At 63.5% G+C, this 19,756-nt stretch carries 23 protein-coding genes; 17 read left to right on the forward strand and 6 right to left on the reverse strand.

Going from position 1 to position 19,756, the window contains the following annotated elements; all coding sequences use genetic code 11:
* The first annotated feature begins 53 nt into the window (after positions 1-53).
* The 17 genes from FDP28_RS07025 (at position 54) to FDP28_RS07105 (ending at position 13,344) form a co-directional block, all read left to right on the forward strand.
* Positions 54-1,136: an amidohydrolase family protein gene (locus FDP28_RS07025; protein ID WP_144659983.1), complete on the forward strand. Its 1,083-nt coding sequence runs from the start codon at positions 54-56 to the stop codon at positions 1,134-1,136.
* A gap of 76 nt (positions 1,137-1,212) precedes the next feature.
* A complete protein-coding gene (locus FDP28_RS07030; RefSeq protein WP_144659984.1) occupies positions 1,213-2,121 on the forward strand; it encodes a VOC family protein in 909 nt (302 codons plus the stop codon).
* Positions 2,122-2,206: 85 nt separating this feature from the next.
* Complete coding sequence (locus FDP28_RS07035; protein ID WP_186313530.1) at positions 2,207-2,644, forward strand: hypothetical protein; 438 nt, start codon at positions 2,207-2,209, stop codon at positions 2,642-2,644.
* Between the two features lie 236 nt (positions 2,645-2,880).
* The gene (gene rpsP, locus FDP28_RS07040; protein ID WP_018776208.1) at positions 2,881-3,303 is read left to right on the forward strand and encodes a 30S ribosomal protein S16; all 423 of its coding nucleotides are present in this window, start codon (positions 2,881-2,883) and stop codon (positions 3,301-3,303) included.
* 1 nt (position 3,304) lies between these two features.
* Positions 3,305-3,547 carry an RNA-binding protein gene (locus FDP28_RS07045; RefSeq protein WP_144659985.1) on the forward strand — a complete coding sequence of 81 codons (243 nt, stop codon included), beginning with the start codon at positions 3,305-3,307 and terminating at the stop codon, positions 3,545-3,547.
* Between the two features lie 129 nt (positions 3,548-3,676).
* A complete protein-coding gene (rimM, locus tag FDP28_RS07050; protein ID WP_144659986.1) occupies positions 3,677-4,210 on the forward strand; it encodes a ribosome maturation factor RimM in 534 nt (177 codons plus the stop codon).
* Complete coding sequence (trmD, locus tag FDP28_RS07055) at positions 4,207-5,007, forward strand: tRNA (guanosine(37)-N1)-methyltransferase TrmD (RefSeq protein WP_144659987.1); 801 nt, start codon at positions 4,207-4,209, stop codon at positions 5,005-5,007. Before rimM ends, trmD begins: the two co-directional genes overlap by 4 nt.
* Before the next feature lie 265 nt (positions 5,008-5,272).
* Entirely contained in the window at positions 5,273-5,626 is a 354-nt protein-coding gene (gene rplS, locus FDP28_RS07060; RefSeq protein WP_144659988.1) for a 50S ribosomal protein L19, read from the forward strand.
* Between the two features lie 81 nt (positions 5,627-5,707).
* Entirely contained in the window at positions 5,708-6,385 is a 678-nt protein-coding gene (lepB, locus tag FDP28_RS07065; RefSeq protein WP_144659989.1) for a signal peptidase I, read from the forward strand.
* The gene (gene lepB / locus FDP28_RS07070) at positions 6,386-7,180 is read left to right on the forward strand and encodes a signal peptidase I (protein ID WP_144659990.1); all 795 of its coding nucleotides are present in this window, start codon (positions 6,386-6,388) and stop codon (positions 7,178-7,180) included.
* Entirely contained in the window at positions 7,181-7,951 is a 771-nt protein-coding gene (locus tag FDP28_RS07075) for a ribonuclease HII (protein ID WP_144659991.1), read from the forward strand.
* 68 nt (positions 7,952-8,019) lie between these two features.
* A complete protein-coding gene (locus FDP28_RS07080) occupies positions 8,020-8,364 on the forward strand; it encodes a DUF2469 domain-containing protein (RefSeq protein ID WP_018776202.1) in 345 nt (114 codons plus the stop codon).
* 114 nt (positions 8,365-8,478) lie between these two features.
* Positions 8,479-8,844 (forward strand): YraN family protein, encoded by a 366-nt coding sequence (locus tag FDP28_RS07085; protein ID WP_186313542.1) that lies wholly within the window; start codon positions 8,479-8,481, stop codon positions 8,842-8,844.
* Positions 8,844-10,385, forward strand: a complete 1,542-nt coding sequence (locus tag FDP28_RS07090; protein WP_144659993.1) for a YifB family Mg chelatase-like AAA ATPase — start codon at positions 8,844-8,846, stop codon at positions 10,383-10,385. Before FDP28_RS07085 ends, FDP28_RS07090 begins: the two co-directional genes overlap by 1 nt.
* A 37-nt stretch (positions 10,386-10,422) precedes the next feature.
* On the forward strand, positions 10,423-11,613 hold the full coding sequence (gene dprA / locus FDP28_RS07095) for a DNA-processing protein DprA (RefSeq protein ID WP_144659994.1): 1,191 nt from the start codon (positions 10,423-10,425) through the stop codon (positions 11,611-11,613).
* A gap of 63 nt (positions 11,614-11,676) precedes the next feature.
* The gene (locus tag FDP28_RS07100) at positions 11,677-12,603 is read left to right on the forward strand and encodes a tyrosine recombinase XerC (RefSeq protein WP_144659995.1); all 927 of its coding nucleotides are present in this window, start codon (positions 11,677-11,679) and stop codon (positions 12,601-12,603) included.
* Positions 12,604-12,840: 237 nt separating this feature from the next.
* Positions 12,841-13,344 (forward strand): DUF3145 domain-containing protein, encoded by a 504-nt coding sequence (locus FDP28_RS07105; protein ID WP_018776197.1) that lies wholly within the window; start codon positions 12,841-12,843, stop codon positions 13,342-13,344.
* A gap of 98 nt (positions 13,345-13,442) precedes the next feature.
* On the opposite strand, the gene FDP28_RS07110 is transcribed toward FDP28_RS07105, so the two are convergent.
* From FDP28_RS07110 to FDP28_RS07135, 6 genes are all read right to left on the reverse strand, one after another.
* Positions 13,443-14,678: a beta-ketoacyl-[acyl-carrier-protein] synthase family protein gene (locus tag FDP28_RS07110; RefSeq protein WP_144659996.1), complete on the reverse strand. Its 1,236-nt coding sequence runs from the start codon at positions 14,676-14,678 to the stop codon at positions 13,443-13,445.
* A gap of 129 nt (positions 14,679-14,807) precedes the next feature.
* Positions 14,808-15,053 carry an acyl carrier protein gene (locus FDP28_RS07115; protein ID WP_011692310.1) on the reverse strand — a complete coding sequence of 82 codons (246 nt, stop codon included), beginning with the start codon at positions 15,051-15,053 and terminating at the stop codon, positions 14,808-14,810.
* A gap of 116 nt (positions 15,054-15,169) precedes the next feature.
* Positions 15,170-16,231: a beta-ketoacyl-ACP synthase III gene (locus FDP28_RS07120; RefSeq protein WP_144659997.1), complete on the reverse strand. Its 1,062-nt coding sequence runs from the start codon at positions 16,229-16,231 to the stop codon at positions 15,170-15,172.
* Positions 16,228-17,157 (reverse strand): ACP S-malonyltransferase, encoded by a 930-nt coding sequence (locus FDP28_RS07125; RefSeq protein ID WP_186313531.1) that lies wholly within the window; start codon positions 17,155-17,157, stop codon positions 16,228-16,230. Before FDP28_RS07125 ends, FDP28_RS07120 begins: the two co-directional genes overlap by 4 nt.
* 94 nt (positions 17,158-17,251) lie before the next feature.
* Entirely contained in the window at positions 17,252-18,490 is a 1,239-nt protein-coding gene (locus FDP28_RS07130) for a PucR family transcriptional regulator (RefSeq protein WP_144659999.1), read from the reverse strand.
* A gap of 183 nt (positions 18,491-18,673) precedes the next feature.
* Positions 18,674-19,756: transketolase-like TK C-terminal-containing protein (locus FDP28_RS07135; protein WP_397321047.1), on the reverse strand; the 1,083-nt coding region annotated here is incomplete at its 5' end.

Genomic DNA, 19,756 nt, shown 5'->3' on the forward strand with positions numbered 1-19,756 from the left:
CTGGTCAGATGTTGGCTGCACTAGCCGGCCCTGTAGCGGACTAGGATTCTGGCATGCCCAACATCATCGAATTCAGCGGACCCGTGCTCGTCGCCGCAGATCAGGAACGACGCGGGATGTGGTCCGTTGGGGGCACCCTTACTTTCGAGCGCCCCAAGGAGCAACCGGACAGCGTGCTTGACGGCTGGGTCCTGCCGGGATTCGTTGATGCCCACTGCCACATCGGACTGGGCGCCGGTGGAGCGGTGGATGAGCCCACCACCCTCGCGCAGGCCCAGGCGGACCGGGACGCGGGAACCCTGCTCATCCGCGACTGCGGATCGCCCAGCGACACGCGGTGGGTGCAGCAGCGCGAGGACTTGCCCCGCCTGATCAGATCCGGCCGCCATATAGCCCGAAGCCGCCGGTACCTGCGCGGATTGGGTCACGAGATTGAGCCGGAGCAGTTGGTCGAGACCGTCCGGAAGGAAGCCCGCGACGGCGACGGCTGGGTGAAACTGGTGGGCGACTGGATTGACCGGGGCATTGGTGACCTGGCTGCCTCCTTTCCGGCGAAGACGGTCAAGGACGCCATTACCGCCGCCCACGACGAGGGCGCCCGGGTCACGGCACATTGCTTTGCCGAAGACACCATCGACGACATGCTTGATGCCGGTATCGACTGCATCGAACACGCAACGGGTCTGTTGCCACGCCACATTCCACGGCTCGTGGAGCAGTCCGTTCCTATCGTTCCCACACTCGTCAACATCGCCACATTCCCGGATATCGCCGCCCAGGCCGCGCCCAAATTTCCGGGATACGCGGACCACATGACGCGCCTCTGGGAACGCAGGCGTGAACGCGTGGTGGAGGCGTACGAGGCCGGAGTAGCCATTCATGCCGGTACGGACGCGGGCAGCGTCATTCGGCATGGCCGGATCGCAGACGAGATGAAGGAACTGCACGACGCCGGCCTGCCGCCTGCAGCGGTCCTCGATGCGGCCACGTGGGGCGCCCGCAAGTGGCTGGGAGCCGAGGCCATCAGCGAAGGGGCGAGTGCCGACGTCGTGATCTGCCATGAGGATCCGCGCCGGAATCTGGCTGCCGTTTCCGCGCTGAAGCACGTCGTCCTTCGAGGGCAGCTGATCCACTAGGAATAAATTGAAGCTTCAAGTAATTTAGATAGGTAGAACGAGCCGAAAGGCGGCCGCACGACACCGGGAGCTTCACATGTCCGCTTCATCCAACCAGGACCTACTGCCTGCCGACCTCGCCATGGGCACTGTCATGCTCAAAGTCGGCGACATGAAAGTCATGAGTGACTACTACCAGCGCGCCTTGGGGCTGGAAGTAGTGGCCGAGCAGGACGGCGGCCTCTACCTGGGGCGGGTCGGCAAGCCCGTCGTCCATCTGGCGCCCGCGGCCGGTCTCCAGCTGCCCGGGCGTGGTGAGGCCGGGTTGTTCCACACCGCAATCCTCTTCCAGGACCAGCCCTCCTTGGCTGCCACCGTCGCAACAGCCGCCGGGTATGAACCCCGGGCCTTCGTGGGAAGCGCCGACCACCTCGTCAGTGAGGCGTTCTACTTCACCGACCCCGAAGGCAATGGCATTGAGCTCTACTACGACAAGCCGCGCGAAGGCTGGCAGTGGGACGGCAAGAATGTGGTCATGGACAACGTGGCACTTCCGCCGCAGCGCTTCCTCCAGCAACACCTGAGCGAAGCCGCGGTCACGGGCCAGCACGAGGCTGCGGCCGGGGTAGGGCACGTCCACCTCCAGGTTGGCGATGTCGCGACGGCCCACACCTTCTATGTCGAGACCCTGGGCTTCGAGAAGACGGCTGGGTGGCATGGCCAGGCGCTGTTCGTCTCTGCCGGTGGGTACCACCACCATATGGCCATGAACGTGTGGAACAGCCGCGGTGCGGGTCCCCGGAAGGACACCTTGGGACTCGGCGAAGTGCTCATTGAGGTCCCCACGGGGGACGACGTTGGCGCGCTGGCCGATCGTCTGCGGGTTGCCGGAGTGCAGAACCACCACACGGGCGCTGAATTGCAATTTGAAGACCCGTGGCGGAACAAATTGCGGGTGGCAGTTCGCCGTCCTGATTCCGCTCCCGGAGTCCAAGCGGGCGCTTAGCTGCACTAGGCTGGGCAGTGAAGGTGCAGGACCACCTGTCCTGGGCCCCATGCCCCGTCAGCACGAAGGATTGAGAGTACTTTCCATGGGCTTTGCCGAAATTTTTGTAGCCACCCACGACGAAGCACTCAAGCGGGCAGCTGCCTTGGAAAAAGGTGCCGATGTTGCCGGCCCCGCAGTCCGGATCAACGGCATCACGGACTACGAAGTGGAACAGCTTGGAGACCTGGCGGGACAGGCAGTCCATGCTGCTGGCGCCGACTACGAACTCGCGTTGGTGGATGTCACCAGTGACGCGCTGCTCGGTGTTCCGGAGGCGATGGTCAGGGCGCTGGCCGAACTGCTCACCTACGAAAGCGAAGGCGAAGCAAATGTCCTCGACGACGTCGCTGCTGCTTGGGCTGCGCAGGAAGACATGCCCTTCGAGGCCGCGCAGTCACGGCAGTATGTCCAGCAATTGGCCGCCCTCGCTGCGGACGTGGAAAAGGCTGAGCGGGCCGGGCTTTACGTCTGGTCGGAATGACCTGTCCGCCGGCCGTCCGGTGGTCGCGCGGCCACCGAGTGTGACCAAGAACTCACCGGCCCGTGCGGCGTAAGTCGTAAATGCCGCGGGCATCTGGCACAATAGACAGGTACTCGATCGGTGCGGCCCCTCTCTCCGTGCTCGTGTCTTGTCCTTCGAACCGCCAAGTATGGCCCGCCCCACGGGTGCAGAACGCCCGGTTCAACCCCGTTTCAGAAACAGGAGTGACCACAAAAGTGGCCGTAAAGATTCGCCTTAAGCGCTTCGGTAAGATGCGCGCACCGTACTACCGCATTGTCGTCATGGATGCCCGCGCCAAGCGCGATGGCCGTGCCATTGAAGAAATCGGCAAGTACCACCCCACCGAAGAGCCGTCGTACATCGAGGTCGCCTCTGAGCGCGCTCAGTACTGGCTCTCCGTTGGTGCCCAGCCGACCGAGCAGGTTGCCGCGATCCTCAAGATCACCGGTGACTGGCAGAAGTTCAAGGGCCTCCCGGGCCAGGAAGGCACCCTGAAGACCAAAGCTCCGAAGGAAGCTTTCGTAGCTCCGGAGAAGGGTTCCGTCATCATCCCGGAAGCCATTACCAAGAAGGCCAAGAAGGACGACGCTGCTGAGGCTCCGGCCGAGGCTGAAGCAGAGACCACCGAGGCTGAGTAAGTTGCTGGCAGAAGCGCTCGAGCACTTGGTCCGTGGGATCGTTGACAGCCCTGAGGATGTCAAGGTCAGTGCCAGGAACAACCGTCGCGGGGAGTCCCTCGAGGTGCGCGTTCACCAGGAGGACCTCGGACGGGTGATCGGCCGTCAAGGACGTACCGCACGTGCACTGCGCACTGTGGTTGCTGCCTTGGCTGGTGGCGAGCAGGTCCGGGTCGACGTCGTCGATACCGACCGCCGCCGGTAACGCGCTCAGCACTTTTTGTCTTAGGTCCGGCCCCTTCACCGAATATGGTGGAGGGGCCGGATTGCTTTGTCCAACACTTCACCACCGCGACTGCCCGGCGGCGCGGAACAACAGAATTCAGAGGAACCCATGCAGCTCCAGGTGGCCCGGATCGGCAAACCCCATGGCATTCGTGGCGAGGTGACGGTGCAGGTACTCACCGACGCGCCCGCAGAGCGTTTCGTCGCGGGGACCGAGTTCGTCGTGGAGCCGGCCTCAGCCGGCCCGCTGACTGTCCGAAGCGCCAGGTGGAACAAGGACATCCTGCTGCTCGGCTTTGAGGAGATCGCGGACCGCAACGCAGCCGAAGCCATTCGTGGGGCAAAGCTGTTCATCGAAACGGAAGAACTCGACGACGACGACGAGGAAGGCTGGTACGAGCACGAGCTCGTTGGCCTTCAGGCCCGCGTGGGTGCCCAAACGGTGGGCAAGGTCGCGGCGCTGAACACCATGCCCGCCCAGGATCTGCTGGTCATTGAATCCGTGGACGGCAAGGAGATCTTGGTTCCCTTCGTCGATGAAATCGTCCCGGAGGTCAACGTCGAGGAAGGCTACATCCTGATCACTCCGCCAGCGGGCCTGTTCGAGCTCAATGACGAAGGCGCCTGGGAGCCTGCTGAATGAGGATCGATGTCGTCAGCATTTTCCCTGAGTACCTTGCCCCGCTGGAGCTCTCGCTCATAGGCAAGGCCCGGCAGGATGGATTACTCGAGCTTAACGTCCACGATCTCCGTACCTTCACCACGGACAGGCACCGGACGGTTGACGACACCCCGTACGGCGGCGGTGCCGGCATGGTCATGAAGCCTGAACCGTGGGCGCAAGCGCTTGAGTCCCTGGTTCCTGGGGAGGCGGGCACCAAGCCGGTGCTCATCGTTCCATCACCTGCGGGGGAGCGCTTCAACCAGGCATTGGCCTATGAACTCGCCGAGGAAGAGCAGCTCGTCTTCGCTTGTGGACGCTACGAAGGCATTGACGAACGCGTCATCGACTGGGCCCGCGACCACTTCACGGTCCGCCCGGTCAGCCTCGGCGACTACGTACTCAACGGAGGCGAAGTTGCCGTCCTGGCCATGGTGGAAGCGATCGGCCGCCTCCTTCCCGGAGTGGTCGGCAATCCCGAATCCTTGATCGAGGAGTCCCATTCCGATGGACTTCTGGAGTACCCCGTTTACACCAAGCCGTCATCGTGGCGGGATCATGATGTGCCGGAGATCCTGCTCAGTGGCAATCACGGGAAAATTGCCCAGTGGCGCCGCCATGAGCAATTCCGCCGAACCGCCGAACGGCGCCCGGACCTTCTGGCGGATTTCGACGCCGGTGCGTTGAGCCGCGCGGACCGCAACGCACTGGCAGAGCTGGGTTACGACGTCGTGGATGGTCGCTTGCGGGCCAGGCCCGGCGGCGACGCCGCCAACTGAACCTTCCTGCCGCCGTCGAACGTTGGTCCGTGCCGTCAGTTGGCCGGATTGCTGCGCATATGGCAGAATTAACCCTTGTGTCTGCTGGGCTGACACCTGCCACAGGGGGAGTTCAGCCAACAGTCGGACAACCCGGTGACGCCAATCAGTGGCGGAGCCGGACACTAAGAAACTTCGGCGGAAATTTCCGGGGCCCTCGTGCGCTCCGGGCTTGTCCGCCGTAACCCAAAGTGAATGACCTGTGGCGTTCACCAGGAGTGGATTAATGCATATCCTCGATAGCGTAGATGCAGCCTCGCTGCGCAGTGATGTTCCTGAGTTCCGTGCGGGTGACACCCTCAAGGTTCACGTCAACATCATCGAAGGCAAGAACTCCCGTGTCCAGGTATTCCAGGGCTTCGTCCTGGGCCGCCAGGGCGACGGCGTTCGCGAAACCTTCACCGTCCGCAAGGTTTCCTTCGGTGTCGGCGTAGAGCGTACCTTCCCGGTACACTCCCCGATCATCGAAAAGATCGAGGTCGTCACCAAGGGTGACGTCCGCCGCGCCAAGCTTTACTACATGCGCGCACTGCGCGGTAAGGCTGCGAAGATCAAGGAAAAGCGCGACTTCGCCAAGTAAGTCCTGCGACTTACGCAACGGGTCCAGGATTCGTGCCCGGTAGTTCCGGAGCAATCCGCAAAGCAACACAGGATACGAGTCATGGACACAACAGAACGCCAGCCCCGGAAACAGGGCTGGCGTTTTGTTTTGCTGGCGCTGGTCCTTGCGATCGCCATCAGTGGCCTGGTCCGTTCACTCTGGGTGGACGTCTACTACATTCCTTCCGAATCCATGGAGCCTCTCCTGATGACGGGCGACCGGATCCTGGTCTCCCGCACCGATTTCAGCGTCGAACCGATCCGGCGTGGCGACGTCGTGGTCTTCGATGGCCGCGGTTCCTTTGCACCGCTGAGTAGCGGCAAGGGTCCCTTCGTGGATGCGGTCAACGCAGCCGGGCAGTGGTTTGGGCTGATGGGCAGCGATACCACGTACGTGAAGAGGGTCATAGGCGTCCCCGGGGACCATGTTCAGTGTTGCGATGCCACCGGCCACCTCACAGTGAACGGTCAGGTACTTGAGGAACCCTATCTATACCCGGGTGACGAACCCAGCACACAGAAGTTCGACGTCGTCGTGCCGCGCGACCGTCTCTGGCTGATGGGCGACCACCGTTCACGTTCTGCCGACTCCCGCGGGCTGCTGGGCGCGCCGGGCGGAGGCATGGTTCCCATGGAACGGGTTATCGGAAGGCCGGTCCAGATTATCTGGCCACTTGATAGATTTACAGGGATGCCTCGCTCTCCGCAGGCCGAAACATCATCGAAGAACGGACAGTAGATGCCGGACAAAGCTCCCGGGACACCCGAGCGGTACGACGACGACGCGCGGCTCTCGGACGAAACGGCAAGTACGGACGGGGCTGCGGAGACCCGGGCCGAGGCAGAAAAGCCGACCAGGAACCCGGTCATGGTTTGGGTCCGGGAGATCCTCACTGTTGTGGCGATTGCGCTGGTGCTGTCCTTCCTGCTGAAGACGTTCCTCTTCAAGGCTTTCTTTATCCCCTCGGAGTCCATGGAAAGCACGCTGGATGTCCAGGACCGGATCTTCATCAACCTGCTGGTTCCCGGGCCATTCGACCTCTCGCGCGGGGACGTGGTGGTCTTCAAGGACACCCAAGCGTGGCTGCCGCCTGTCGTGCAGAAGCCCGCCGGCCCCATGGACTGGGTGGGAGACACCCTTGAATTCGTGGGCCTGGCTCCGGACGCCAGCGAGCAGCACCTGGTCAAGCGGATCATCGGGCTCCCGGGCGATCACGTCAGCTGCTGTGATGCCCAGGGGCGCGTCAGCGTCAACGGGGTAGCGCTCGATGAAAGCTACGTCAACCCTGCTGAAAGCCCCTCTCCCCAAACCTTCGACGTCGTTGTTCCCGCGGGTAAAGTGTGGGTTATGGGCGATAACCGCAACCACTCTGCGGACTCCCGGGCCCACCAGGAAACCAACGGCGGATTCGTGAACATCGAAGACGTTGAGGGTAAGGCGACCGTCATCGCTTGGCCCATCAACCGGTGGACCATCCTGGACAACTACCCGGAAGTCTTTCGTAACGTCCCACCAGCAACCCCCGCACAGTAGATGGCAACGACAACAACAGGTCCCAAGGCCAAAGGCAAGACCCCGCCCAAAGGCAAGGCCTTACCCAAAAGCAAAGCAAAGACCAAGAGCCCCCTTGGGTTTCCCACGTTGGATGTGGAGAGATCCTTCCTCTCCCAGGGTGTGCGCCTGCTTGCCGGTGTGGATGAGGTAGGTCGCGGTGCTTTGGCCGGACCAGTCAGCGTGGGAATCACGGTGGTTGACCTGGCCGAGCACGGCCTCTTGGCGGACGTGCGCGACAGCAAACTGCTCAAGCCCGAGGACCGGGACCGCTTGGAGCCCTTGGTTCGTGAATGGGCCCTGGCCTCGGCCGTGGGCCACGCCTCCTCACAGGAAATTGATGAGATCGGCATCATTGCCGCCCTGCGCTTGGCCGGCACAAGGGCCTGGTGTGAAATCCTCGACGCCGGCACCACTCCTGACCTGGTGCTGCTGGACGGCAGCCACAACTGGCTCTCACCGGATGTCCAGGCGTCGCTCTTTGACCCGGCACCGACCGGTCCACTGTGCGAAGCCCCTGTGCATACCCGGGTCAAAGCCGACATGAGTTGCCTCAGCGTGGCGGCGGCCAGCGTATTGGCCAAGGTGGCCCGCGACCGCATCATGGTGGATCTGCACTCCGAACTGCCAGCGTACGGCTGGAATGTGAACAAGGGGTATGCCACCGCAGCCCACCGTGACGTTATACGCCTTCAGGGTCCGAGTGCTTACCACCGCACCAGCTGGCACTTGACCGGAGCCGTGGAGGAATAACTCCTGCCAGTCGTGCAGCTGTTGTGTACTTGGCGCGTACCCACCAACAGATAGTGCAAGATGGAACTATGAGTGCCGAGGACCTTGAAAACTATGAAACCGACATGGAGCTGCAACTCTACCGTGAATACCGGGACGTAGTTGGTCTGTTCAGCTACGTTGTCGAGACTGAGCGACGGTTCTATCTGGCTAACCATGTCGATCTCCAAGCCCGCAGCGCGGACGGTGAGGTTTACTTCGACCTGACTTTGCAGGACGCGTGGGTATGGGATGTTTACCGCTCGGCGCGCTTCGTCAAGAACGTCCGTGTGATCACCTTCAAGGACGTCAACGTCGAAGAACTGCCCCGCAGCGAAGACCTTGCGTTGCCCAAGGATGGCGGCCTGGGAGACCTTGGAGATCTCGGGAACTAGGGGAGTTTCGGCCGGCACTGTTCCTCCACAGCCTGCGATTCCGGCCGGTTTACGCACATAGCAGCAGGCCGCCCTGCCACGGTCCGCGTCCAGCCGGAAGGCTGGACAGTGGAGGTGATGGCCATGAAGGCAAAAGACCTGCTGGGCCAATATGGCGAGGCATTGGCGGCGGATTTCCTGGCGGACCAGGGGATGCGGATCATTGATCGCAACTGGCGGTGTCCCGAAGGGGAAATCGACATCGTTGCGATTGACGGGGACACCTTGGTGGTGGCCGAAGTCAAAACCCGGAGGAGCCTGGACTTTGGGCATCCATTCGAGGCGGTAGGACCGGCCAAACTGGCACGGCTCCATCGGCTTGTCTCGTCCTGGTGCCGTGCCCACGACTTCAGGGCACAGCGTCAGCGTGTTGACGTGGTGTCGGTGGTCGACAACGGCTTCGGTGATCCCGTTCTTGAACACCTTCGGGGTGTTGGGTAGTGGGGGTGGGTCGCAGCTATTGTGTCGCGCTGGTGGGCCTGAACGGCTACATCGTTGAAGTGGAGGCCGATATCGGCCAAACACTTCCCAACTTCGTTATTCTCGGCCTTCCCGACGCTGCCTTGAACGAGGCGAAGGAGCGAATCCGCTCGGCCGCGCAGAACTCCGGGATACCTCTGAGCCGCAGGAAGATCACGGCGAACCTCATTCCCGCTTCACTTCCGAAACGTGGCTCGGGGTTCGACCTCGCGATCACCATGGCAGTGCTGAGGGCAGCAAACGACATCAGATCCATCGACGGAACAGTGTTCATCGCTGAGCTTGGCCTGGACGGCAGGCTGAGACCGGTCCGTGGAATGTTGCCCGCGGTGATGGCCGCCGTCCAGGCCGGCTATCCGGACATCGTGGTGGCTGAGGCAAATGTGGCGGAGGCTGCGCTGGTGCCCGGAGCGAACGTCCGCGGGTACAGAACGTTGGCCCGGCTCGCGTACGACTTTGGTGCAGACCCGAAGGACCTCGTCCTGGGCTATGACCCCGTGGATGAGGACGCCCCCGGCCCGCACGTGGATGGCTTTGCCGCGACACCCGACCTTTGCGATGTCTCTGGTCAAGGCGAAGCGCGGCGTGCTCTGGAAGTCGCTGCTGCCGGTGGACACCACATGCTGCTGACCGGCCCGCCGGGAGCCGGCAAGACGATGCTGGCCGAAAGACTTCCTGGATTGTTGCCGGACCTGTCGGATACGGCGGCAATGGAGGTGACCGCCATCCATTCCCTGGCCGCGGTCCAGGCCTCTGCCGTTCGGTTGGTCCGGCGGCCGCCTTTTGAGAATCCGCACCACAGTGCAACGGCCGCGGCCATCATAGGTGGCGGTTCGGGGCTTCCGCGCCCCGGCGCCGCCTCACGTGCCCACCGGGGCGTGCTGTTCCTCGACGAGGCTCCGGAGTATGAACGACGGGTGCTGGACGCCCTCCGGCAGCCACTGGAGAGTGGCGAGCTGGTCATCCACCGGTCAGCGGGCACCGCTGCCTATCCTGCACGCTTCCAGTTGGTACTTGCCGCCAATCCTTGTCCCTGCGGCAAAGCCTCCGGAAAAGGGCTGGAGTGTACCTGCACGGCGATGATGCGACGCCGCTACTTCGGAAGGATGTCAGGCCCGCTGCTGGATCGCGTCGATATTCAACTGCAAGTGGAAAGGGTGTCCTTGGCGGACTTCGGTAGCGCCGGGAAAGAAGAAGACACAGGCACGGTCGCAGGGCGGGTGCTGGCGGCCAGGGAACGGCAGTTGCTTCGACTGCGGGATTTCGGGCTCGAGACCAATGCGCAAGTCCCTGGACGTACACTCCGGGGCCAACTTCGGTTGTCCCCGGGAACCACACGGATCCTGGACACCGCATTGGAGCGGGGAGTCCTGACGGCGCGGGGCTACGACCGCGTCCTGAGGCTCGCGTGGACGCTTGCGGATCTCGACCGGAGCGACAAGCCCGATGATGACCACATTGGGCAGGCGCTGGGCCTGAGAGAGGCTGCGGGAGCGGCATGAGCACCATGAATTCGAACGGAAAACAGGAGTGGCAGGAATGAACGAGCAGGACAAGAACAGGACTGCCCGGGCAGCACTGGCGCGGCTGATGGAACCCCAGGACTCCGTGGGCCTGGCCCTGGTCCAAGTAGCGGGGGCTGTTGACGCGCTGGGCGTTGCAACAGGGGAACTTCGGACTGGACCTGCCTTGGAACAGGAGATCTCCGCGGTGCTCCGCGACGCGGGAGGACCTGCAAGCTGGCCGGGGCTCCAGGACAGTCTCAAGCGATGGGCACCACGTGTTGCCGACTTGGCTCCAGAACGGGACTTGGAGACCATGCGGCGGCTTGGGGGCCGTTTGATCATTCCCGGAGATGACCTCTGGCCGGAACAGTTGTCCGATCTTGGCCTTCAGGAACCCCTTTGCCTATGGTGGCGGGGGCACGAGCAGGAGCTGCCGTCAGCACCCCACTCCATCGCGCTGGTCGGTTCCCGGGACAGTACCGGCTACGGTGCATCGGTCACGGGAGACTTCGCTTATGGACTGGCCCAGCGGGGCTTCAGCGTAGTCTCCGGCGGGGCCTATGGCATCGACGCCCACGCGCACCGCGGAGCACTCAATGGAGGTGTAGCAGGATTGCCCACCATCGCGGTCATGGCCGGGGGAGTCGACCGCTTCTACCCCTCCGGCAACGAGGACCTCCTGCGGGCGGTCTGCACCCAGGGAGCTGTTATCTCGGAAGTTCCCCCGGGTTCGGCCCCCACACGGTACAGATTCCTGCAACGGAACAGGCTCATTGCCGCCCTTGCCTCTGTCACCGTGGTGGTGGAGGCCCGGTGGCGTTCAGGGGCACTGAATACGGCGCATCATGCTGAGTCGATAGGCCGCGTGGTGGCGGCCGTTCCCGGGTCAATCCACAGCGCCCACTCGGCCGGCTGCCACCGCCTTCTCAGGGAAGGGGGAGCCGTGTGCGTGACGGACGTGGGGGAGATCGCCGAGCTCGCCGGAGCCATAGGTGAGTCCGACGCCGGGGACAAAGACGAGGCCGCGGCTGTCCATGACGGGTTGTCGCTGGAGGACCTTATTCTTCTGGATGCACTGCCCCTCCGCTCTTCCAGTTCCGTGGAAAAACTTTCCGTCGTAGCGGGTTTGAGTCCCGTTGCAGTTCGTGCCGGCCTCGGTCGCCTGGGGCTGTTGGGCCTGGCCGTTTCGGAACGGGGTGCATGGAAGCGTCGAAAGTGTGCTTAGCGACTTCGGGAGCAGGCATGTTGGTGCAGGCGCCGGACGACGACTGCTGGCAGAGTTGGAAGAGTGGACGGACGATCACTACCTGCAGCCCTGGCCGACGCAGTCGAGGGATTTCGTCGATACCTTGAGGGTGAGCGCGCCCGGTCGGCCCACACCGTACGTGCCTACACAGCCGATGTCGAGAGCCTTCTCGCTTTTGCAGTTGAAGAGGGGGTCCAAGACCTGGCCCAACTCGAGCTCGGGTCCCTTCGGCGTTGGCTCGGCGCCCAGAGTGAGGCGGGAATGTCCCGGGCTACGCTGGCCAGACGTGCGGCAACCGCCAGGTCCTTCACCGGCTGGGCGCTACGGGAAGAACTGATCTCCACCGACCCGGCGGTACGGCTGCAGGCGCCCAAGCGCAGCAAGTCTCTCCCCGGCGTTTTGCAGCAGCAACAGATCACCCGCATGGTTGATGACCTGAACATCGCCGCTGAAGACGGTGGTCCCATGGCCCTCCGCAACCGGGCCATGGTGGAGCTGCTTTACGCCACAGGTGTCCGGGTCGGCGAACTTGCTGGACTGGACATTGATGACCTGGACCCGGACCGACGAACCCTGCGGGTGCTGGGCAAGGGAAACAAAGAGCGCACTGTGCCGTATGGCGTTCCAGCTGCCCTGGCCGTGGATGACTGGCTAAGGCGGGGCCGACCGGCTGTGGCGGCTGCAGGAAGCGGGCCGGCCCTGTTTCTGGGCGTACGGGGCAACCGGGTCGATCCCCGGCAGATCCGCTCCGTGGTCAGCGAGTTGCTCCAGGCCCTCGGTGACACCTCGGCCACGGGCCCCCACGCGCTTAGGCATAGTGCGGCGACGCATCTTCTGGATGGAGGCGCCGACTTGCGTGCCGTCCAGGAAATTCTCGGCCACAGCAGCCTCGCCACCACACAGATTTACACGCACGTGTCCGTTGACCGGCTCAGGAGCAGCTACCAGCAGGCGCACCCTCGGGCCTGAACATGAACCCACCAAACACCGCACTGGCGGAAAGCAGCAGCGTACGGCAAAATAAAAGCACCACGGGGAAACCTTCAATTCACACTTGAGGGTTAGATCTGTGCCAAGATCGTCAGCAGGACTACACAAATGAATAGCCTGTCAGGGCCCACATGAGTTTCATGGCATCCGGCAGCATCGGCAAACATCCAGGCAGAGGTCGTTGGGGAAGACGTACCTACAGCTATGGAGGATGGAATGTCTGTTGCAACAACCCGCGGTGTCTTGTTCGTGCACTCGGCTCCGACTGCACTTTGCCCGCACGTCGAGTGGGCCATCGGATCGGTCGTGGACAAGCGGACCGATCTTGAGTGGACCCCACAACCTGCTGCGCCCGGAATGTTCCGAGCGGAGCTTTCCTGGACCGGCGCTCCGGGAACGGGGGCACAATTGGCGTCGGCTCTTAGGGGCTGGGCACATCTCCGCTACGAGGTCACCGAGGAACCCAGTCAGGGAGTCGACGGTGCCCGCTGGTCGCACACGCCCGAGCTCGGAATTTTCCATGCCGTCACCGATGTGCACGGCAACATCATGGTGACCGAAGACCGTATCCGGTACGCGTACGAATCCGGCGCTGGAGATCCTTCCGCTGTTTACCACGAGTTGTCGTTGGCCTTGGGAGAGGCGTGGGACGAAGAACTCGAGCCATTCCGGCACGCAGCCGAAGGCGCACCCGTGCGCTGGTTGCACCAAGTGGGCTGACAGCTCAGCCAAGAGATACCCCATAGCAATGAAGAGGGCCCCACCAGATGGTGGGGCCCTCTTCATGTCAAGGACGAGGTCCTTGGGCCAGGCAAGCTTCAGACGTTTCGCACCGCAATGACGGCGTTGTGTCCGCCAAAGCCGAACGAGTTGCTCAGCGCTACGATGTCGCCTGTCGGCAGGTCGCGGACCGAGGTCACGACGTCGAGGGGGATCTCGGGGTCCTGGTTCTCGAGGTTGATCGTGACCGGTGCCTTGCGTTCGTAGACGGCCAGCACGGTCAGGACGGCCTCAACAGCGCCCGAGGCACCCAGGAGGTGGCCCATCTGGGACTTCGTGGCGGAGACCGCGACGTTGTCCACGTGGGAGCCCAGGGCGGCCTTGAGGGCCGTGTACTCAGGCTTGTCGCCTACCGGGGTGGAGGTGGCGTGTGCGTTGACGTGCACGACGTCTTCAGCCTGGATCCGGCCATCGAACATCGCAGCCTTCAGCGCCCGGGTGGCACCAAGGCCCTCGGGGTCCGGCGCAGTGATGTGATAGGCATCCGCCGTCACCGACGTTCCAGCGAGTTCTGCGTAAATGCGGGCGCCGCGCGCGATGGCGTGTTCCTCGGCCTCCAGGACAAGGGCGCCGGCACCTTCACCCATGACGAAGCCGTCACGGTCGAGGTCGTACGGGCGGGAAGCGCGCTCCGGCTCGTCATTGCGGCGGGAGAGAGCCTGCATGGAAGAGAAGGCGGCCAACGGCATCGGGTGGATGGCCGCTTCGGCGCCACCGCATACCACTACGTCCGCTTTGCCGGACCGGATAAGGTCCAAACCAAGGTGGAGAGCCTCTGTACCGGATGCGCAGGCGGAAACCGGCGTGTGGGCGCCGGCGCGTGCGCCCAGGTCGAGGCTGACGGCAGCCGCTACGCCGTTGGGCATGAGCATGGGCACAGTCATGGGCAGGACGCGGCGCGGGCCCTTGTCCCGGAGGGTGTCCCATGCATCCAGAAGAGTCCAGACGCCGCCGATCCCGGTGGCAAACGCCACGGCCAGGCGGTCGTGGTCGATCTCCCCGATTCCCGCGTCGGACCAGGCTTCGCGTGCGGCGATGACGCCAAACTGCGTGGAAGGGTCCATCCGCTTGGCCTCAACCCGGCTCAAGACCTCCAAGGCAGGCGTGGAGCACCTGGCAGCAAAGTGGACGGGGAGGTCGTATTTGGCGACCCACTCGTCTTCGAGGGTACGGGCGCCGGAGACCCCTTTCAGCGCGTTCTGCCACATTGTGGGTACGTCGCCGCCGATGGGAGTGGTGGCCCCCAGACCGGTTATGACTACTTTGCGTGCCATGCGATCACTCTCTGTCGGATCAGCCGTCCCGTTCGCTCTGAGCGCGGGCGGCAGGAAAACTTTGGGCGTTATTGCGGCTGTGCCGGGCGCAAGGGCTGGCGCCCCGGCCCGGCACAGCTGGTGTCAGGACTAGGCCTGTGCGTTGGCGATGAAGCTGACGGCGTCGCCGACGGTCTTCAGGTTCTTGACCTCTTCGTCGGGGATGCGGACGCCGAACTTCTCTTCAGCGTTGACAACGATCGTCATCATGGAGATGGAGTCGATGTCGAGGTCCTCGGTGAAGGACTTGTCGAGCTCGACGGCTTCGGTGGCAAGGCCGGTCTCTTCGTTGACAATTTCAGCCAGGCCGGCCAGGATCTCTTCGTTGCTAGCCATTGTTGGCTCCTTTTCTTGTTGTACCGGCTGCTGCCGGAAAGGGGGCAAACCGCGGTTACGGTTTGGGTTTGTCAGGAATATTCAGTTGGCTGGTGGCCGCAGTGGCCGGTCCAGTTCTACGGCAGGACGACAACCTGCGCGCCGAAGACCAAGCCGGCGCCGAAGCCGATCTGCAGGGCAAGGCCGCCACTGAGGCCAGGGTTCTCCTGGAGCAAGCGGTGCGTTGCCAAGGGGATGGAGGCTGCTGAGGTGTTTCCGGCTTGCGCGATATCGCGGCCGATTACCACAGACTCGGGAAGCTTCAGCTTCTTCACCATCTCATCAATGATGCGCATGTTCGCCTGGTGGGGAACGAACGCAGCGAGGTCGCTGGCTTCGATGCCTGCAGCGTCCAATGCCTGCTGGGCTACCTTCGCCATCTCCCATACCGCCCAGCGGAAGACGGTCTGGCCGTCCTGGCGCAGGGTCGGCCACACATCCTGGGTTGCCGAAAGGATGGCGGGGTCGTCAATTTCGTCGGAGTGCCTGGCGGACTCGCCGAGCTTCTTGACGTCTTCAAGCGAGTGGGTCATGCCGATGGCGTCCCACTTGCTGCCGTCGGAGCCCCATACGGAAGGGCCGATGCCGGGTGTGTCGGAGGGGCCAACCACAACGGCGCCGGCTCCGTCACCCAAGAGGAACGAGATCGTGCGCTCGTGGTTGTCGATGACATCCGAGAGCTTTTCTGCGCCAACCACCAGAACGTACTCGGCCGCGCCGGAGCGGACCAGGGCATCAGCCTGGGCGACTCCGTAGCAGTACCCGGCACAGGCGGCAGAGATATCGAAGGCCGGTGCCGGCGTCGCGCCCAGACGGTCGGTCAAAGCAGCCGCAGCCGAGGGGGTCGCGTAGGGGTGGGTGACGGTGGAGACGATGACGGCCCCGAGCTGTGACGCTTCGATGCCTGCCTGGGCAAGTGCTTCGCGGGCTGCGCCTTCGGCCATGTCGATAACGCTGACATCTTCGGCCGCGCGGTGTCGGGTAATGATGCCGGTCCGCTGCCGGATCCATTCATCGGAGGAGTCGATCCACTGGCATACGTCCTCGTTGGTAACGATGACATCCGGACGGTAGGCGCCGATGCCCAGGATCCGGGAGTTCTCATTGACAGCGGCTTTGTTCAGTACCGGCGTGCTCATGCCTGTCCCTCCAGTTCAGCAAAGAGTGCGAGAGCCGCGGACAGGTCGTCCGGGGTTTTGACTGCGACGGTCTTGACGCCGGGCATCCCGCGCTTGGCCAGTCCGGCCAGGGTGCCGGCCGGTGCAAGTTCAATGACGCCGGTAACGCCGCGTTCCACCAGCGTTTCCATGCACAGGTCCCAGCGGACCGGTCGGGAGACCTGTGCAATAAGGCTTTCGACGGCGGCAGGTCCTGCCGTGACTTCCTTGCCGTCGTAATTGGACAGCAGGGGCACCGAAGGGCTCTTGGGCGACAACGAAGGCTTGAGGGCTTCAAGGGCACTGACTGCCGGTGCCATGTGGGAGGTATGGAAAGCGCCGGCAACCTTGAGCGGAATCACGCGGGCTTTGGCTGGCGGGTTGTCGGCCAAGGCCTGAAGCTGCTCAAAGGTTCCCGCGGCGACGGTCTGGCCGGCGCCGTTGACGTTTGCAGGGGTGGCGCCGGAGGCTTCGATTGCCGCGAGGACATCGGCGGGATCGCCGCCCACCACGGCACTCATGCCTGTTGGGGTCACTGACGCTGCCGCGGCCATGCTGTTGGCCCGTTCGCGGACGAAGGTCATGGCCTCGGCTTCGGTGAGGACGCCGGCAAGGGCGGATGCCGTGATTTCACCCACGGAGTGGCCGGTGAGAATGACCGGCAGGGTGCTCAGCTCGACGTCGAACAGGGACTTCGCGGCCACGAGGCCCGCCGCGACGATCAGCGGTTGCGCGACGGCGGTGTCCTTGATGGTTTCTTCGTCGGAGGTGGTGCCGTGGGCCTTGAGGTCAATGCCTGCGATCTCGCTCAGGGCGGCCACTTGGCCTTCGACGGAAGGGAGTTCCAGCCAGGGGGCCAAAAATCCGGGGGTCTGGGAGCCCTGTCCAGGGCAGACGATTGCAAGCACGTATCCAGCTTTCCAAATTGCCACGTGATCCACTGGTGTTTCGGTACACCAAGCTCACTGGGTCAGTTTGTAGGAAGTCTACAACGGTTCAGTTCTATGAACGTGACGCATGACGTTCGGGAACGGCTTTGGGCGGGGCCGAAAGCCGGCCTACAACCAGGGCCGTTTGCAGCACAAACGCCTCCCTTGGGAGCAGTGGATCCCAGCCTGTCACGTCGCAGACACGCTTCAAACGGTAGCGCACCGTGTTGGCATGGACGAACAGTTCCCGGGCTGTTGCTTCCAGGGAATGTCCCAATTCAAGGTAGGTCCCAAGGGTCTCCACCAGCCCGTTCGAGGCCGCCAGAAGGGGTCGGTAGATGTTCTTGATCAGCGATCTCCGGGCAGCGTCATCGCCGGAAACCACCCGCTCCGGCAGCAGATCGTCGGCGGCGACGGGCCGCGGGGCGGAGGGCCATGCGCGGGCCGCGGTGAGTCCCGCGAACGCGGCCTGGGCGGAGCTGCTTGCTTCCAGCAGTGATCCGGCTTCGGGGCCATACACCACGGCGCCTGGGGCGAAAAGTTCGCTGAGCTTCACGTAGGCCGTGTCCCGGTCCTGCACCCCACCCAGGATCAGGATGAGACGGTCACCCTGGATACCCACCAGCGCGTCCTCGGCGAACCGTCCTGCAGTGCGTCGCAGTTCGCTGACGTAGCTCGCGCTTGGTTCAGACGGGGAATTGCCCACCATGACGGTGAACCGCTCCTGTGCTTTCCAGCCCAGGGCCGCGATCCGGGACCGCAGGGCATCGGTGTTCTCGCCACGGAGGATGGCATCAACAATCAGCGCTTCCAGGCGCGTGTCCCAGGAGCCGCGTGATTCTGCAGCGCGCGCGTAGACGTCCGCGGCAGCGAACGCCACCTCCCGGGAGTAGCGCAGGACGGCTTCACGCAGGGAAGGCTGGTCGGATTCCGGGGCTATGACGGGCACCTGGTCTTCGACCACTTCAACCACGATGCGGATCAGTTGCAGGGCCTTCTGCAGGCTGATGGAGCGGGTGAGCTCGGTGGGGGCGTTGCCAAACACATCGGTAAGGATCCAAGATGGCGAGCTGGGGCGCTCATACCAGGTGACGAAGGCGGCGATACCGTTCTGCGCGACCAGGCCCAGTGCGGAGCGCTCATCGGAACTCAGGCGGCTGTACCAGGGGAGTGACTTCTCCAGTTGACGCATCGTGCTGGTGGACAGTTGCCCGACGTTGGCGCGGAGCTGCCGCAAGGTCTCCGCTTTCTCCGGCGACAATGCCTGGGGCGCTGCCTTGCGCTTTGAAGTTGTTTTGGTGGGCTCTGCCATGGAATGAGCATACGGCCCCGCGGTGGGAAGCTCCATTTGTGCGAAGGCTACAACTGGCGTTGTCGCCCGTCACGTTCGGCCAGGCGTCACGAAGTGCGCTTAAAGCCCGACGGCGATCCCCACCTTTGGTGAGGACCGCCGTCGCGGTTGGTGCTGGTGACGCGTGACGTCCCGGAAGGGGACTTAGGCGTCTCCGCCTGCTCCGCCGGTGGTGCCGGCGTTCACATCGAGGAGCCGGTACTTGTCGATCGCCTTTTCCACGGCACCTTCTTCAACTTCGCCCTTGGCGGCGAGGAGTTGGAGGGTTTTGGTGACGATGGAGTGGGTGTCGTTTTTGAAGTAGCGGCGGGCGGCTTGGCGGGTGTCGGAGAAGCCGAAGCCGTCTGCTCCGAGGGAGGCGAAGTCGTTGGGGATGTATTGGCGGATTTGGTCGGGGACGGCTTTCATGTAGTCGGAGACGGCGATGACGGGTCCGTGGTGGCCGGTGAGTTGTTCGGTGATGAACGGGGTTCGTGGGGGTTGGCCGGGGTTGAGGAAGGCGTGGTCGTCGGCGTCGAGTCCGTCGCGTCGGAGTTCGTTCCAGGAGGTGACGGACCAGATGGTCGCGGCGACGCCCCAGTCGTCGTTGAGGATTTTTTGGGCCTCGAGGGCCCAGGGCACGGACACGCCGGAGGCGAGGATTTGTGCGGTGGGCCGGTTGGTGTCTCCTTGGGGGGCGTCAGCGAGTTTGTAGATGCCTTTGAGGAGTCCGTTGGTGTCGAGGTTTTCGGGTTCGGCGGGTTGGGTGATGGGTTCGTTGTAGACGGTGAGGTAGAACATTGTGTTCTTGTCCTCGGAGTCCTCGCCGTACATGGTTTCGAGGCCGTGGCGGATGATGTGGCCGATTTCGTAGCCGTAGGCGGGGTCGTAGGTGCGCACGGCGGGGTTGGTGGAGGCCAGGATGGGGGAGTGTCCGTCGGCGTGTTGGAGTCCTTCGCCGGTGAGGGTGGTTCGTCCTGCGGTGGCGCCGATGATGAAGCCGCGGGTCATTTGGTCGGCTGCGGCCCAGAACGAGTCTCCGGTGCGTTGGAAGCCGAACATGGAGTAGAACACGTAGATCGGGACGAGGGGTTCGCCGTGGGTGGCGTAGGAGGTGCCGGCGGCGGTGAAGGCTGCGACGGCGCCGGCTTCGTTGATGCCGGGGTGGATTAGTTGTCCGGCGGGGGATTCTTTGTAGGCCAGGACGAGGTCGCGGTCTACGGAGAGGTAGTTCTGGCCTTTGGGGTT

The sequence above is a fragment of the Paenarthrobacter nicotinovorans genome (genome assembly GCF_007670255.1).
Taxonomy (GTDB): domain Bacteria; phylum Actinomycetota; class Actinomycetes; order Actinomycetales; family Micrococcaceae; genus Arthrobacter; species Arthrobacter nicotinovorans_B.

What these genes read in the sequence shown, in the direction of transcription:
- FDP28_RS07025 (WP_144659983.1), top strand. Translation starts at nt 54, where the DNA reads ATGCCCAACATCATCGAATTCAGCGGACCCGTGCTCGTCGCCGCAGAT.
- FDP28_RS07030 (WP_144659984.1), top strand. Translation starts at nt 1,213, where the DNA reads ATGTCCGCTTCATCCAACCAGGACCTACTGCCTGCCGACCTCGCCATG.
- FDP28_RS07035 (WP_186313530.1), top strand. Translation starts at nt 2,207, where the DNA reads ATGGGCTTTGCCGAAATTTTTGTAGCCACCCACGACGAAGCACTCAAG.
- rimM (WP_144659986.1), top strand. Translation starts at nt 3,677, where the DNA reads ATGCAGCTCCAGGTGGCCCGGATCGGCAAACCCCATGGCATTCGTGGC.
- trmD (WP_144659987.1), top strand. Translation starts at nt 4,207, where the DNA reads ATGAGGATCGATGTCGTCAGCATTTTCCCTGAGTACCTTGCCCCGCTG.
- rplS (WP_144659988.1), top strand. Translation starts at nt 5,273, where the DNA reads ATGCATATCCTCGATAGCGTAGATGCAGCCTCGCTGCGCAGTGATGTT.
- lepB (WP_144659989.1), top strand. Translation starts at nt 5,708, where the DNA reads ATGGACACAACAGAACGCCAGCCCCGGAAACAGGGCTGGCGTTTTGTT.
- lepB (WP_144659990.1), top strand. Translation starts at nt 6,386, where the DNA reads ATGCCGGACAAAGCTCCCGGGACACCCGAGCGGTACGACGACGACGCG.
- FDP28_RS07075 (WP_144659991.1), top strand. Translation starts at nt 7,181, where the DNA reads ATGGCAACGACAACAACAGGTCCCAAGGCCAAAGGCAAGACCCCGCCC.
- FDP28_RS07080 (WP_018776202.1), top strand. Translation starts at nt 8,020, where the DNA reads ATGAGTGCCGAGGACCTTGAAAACTATGAAACCGACATGGAGCTGCAA.
- dprA (WP_144659994.1), top strand. Translation starts at nt 10,423, where the DNA reads ATGAACGAGCAGGACAAGAACAGGACTGCCCGGGCAGCACTGGCGCGG.
- FDP28_RS07105 (WP_018776197.1), top strand. Translation starts at nt 12,841, where the DNA reads ATGTCTGTTGCAACAACCCGCGGTGTCTTGTTCGTGCACTCGGCTCCG.
- FDP28_RS07110 (WP_144659996.1), bottom strand. Translation starts at nt 14,678, where the DNA reads ATGGCACGCAAAGTAGTCATAACCGGTCTGGGGGCCACCACTCCCATC.
- FDP28_RS07115 (WP_011692310.1), bottom strand. Translation starts at nt 15,053, where the DNA reads ATGGCTAGCAACGAAGAGATCCTGGCCGGCCTGGCTGAAATTGTCAAC.
- FDP28_RS07120 (WP_144659997.1), bottom strand. Translation starts at nt 16,231, where the DNA reads ATGAGCACGCCGGTACTGAACAAAGCCGCTGTCAATGAGAACTCCCGG.
- FDP28_RS07130 (WP_144659999.1), bottom strand. Translation starts at nt 18,490, where the DNA reads ATGGCAGAGCCCACCAAAACAACTTCAAAGCGCAAGGCAGCGCCCCAG.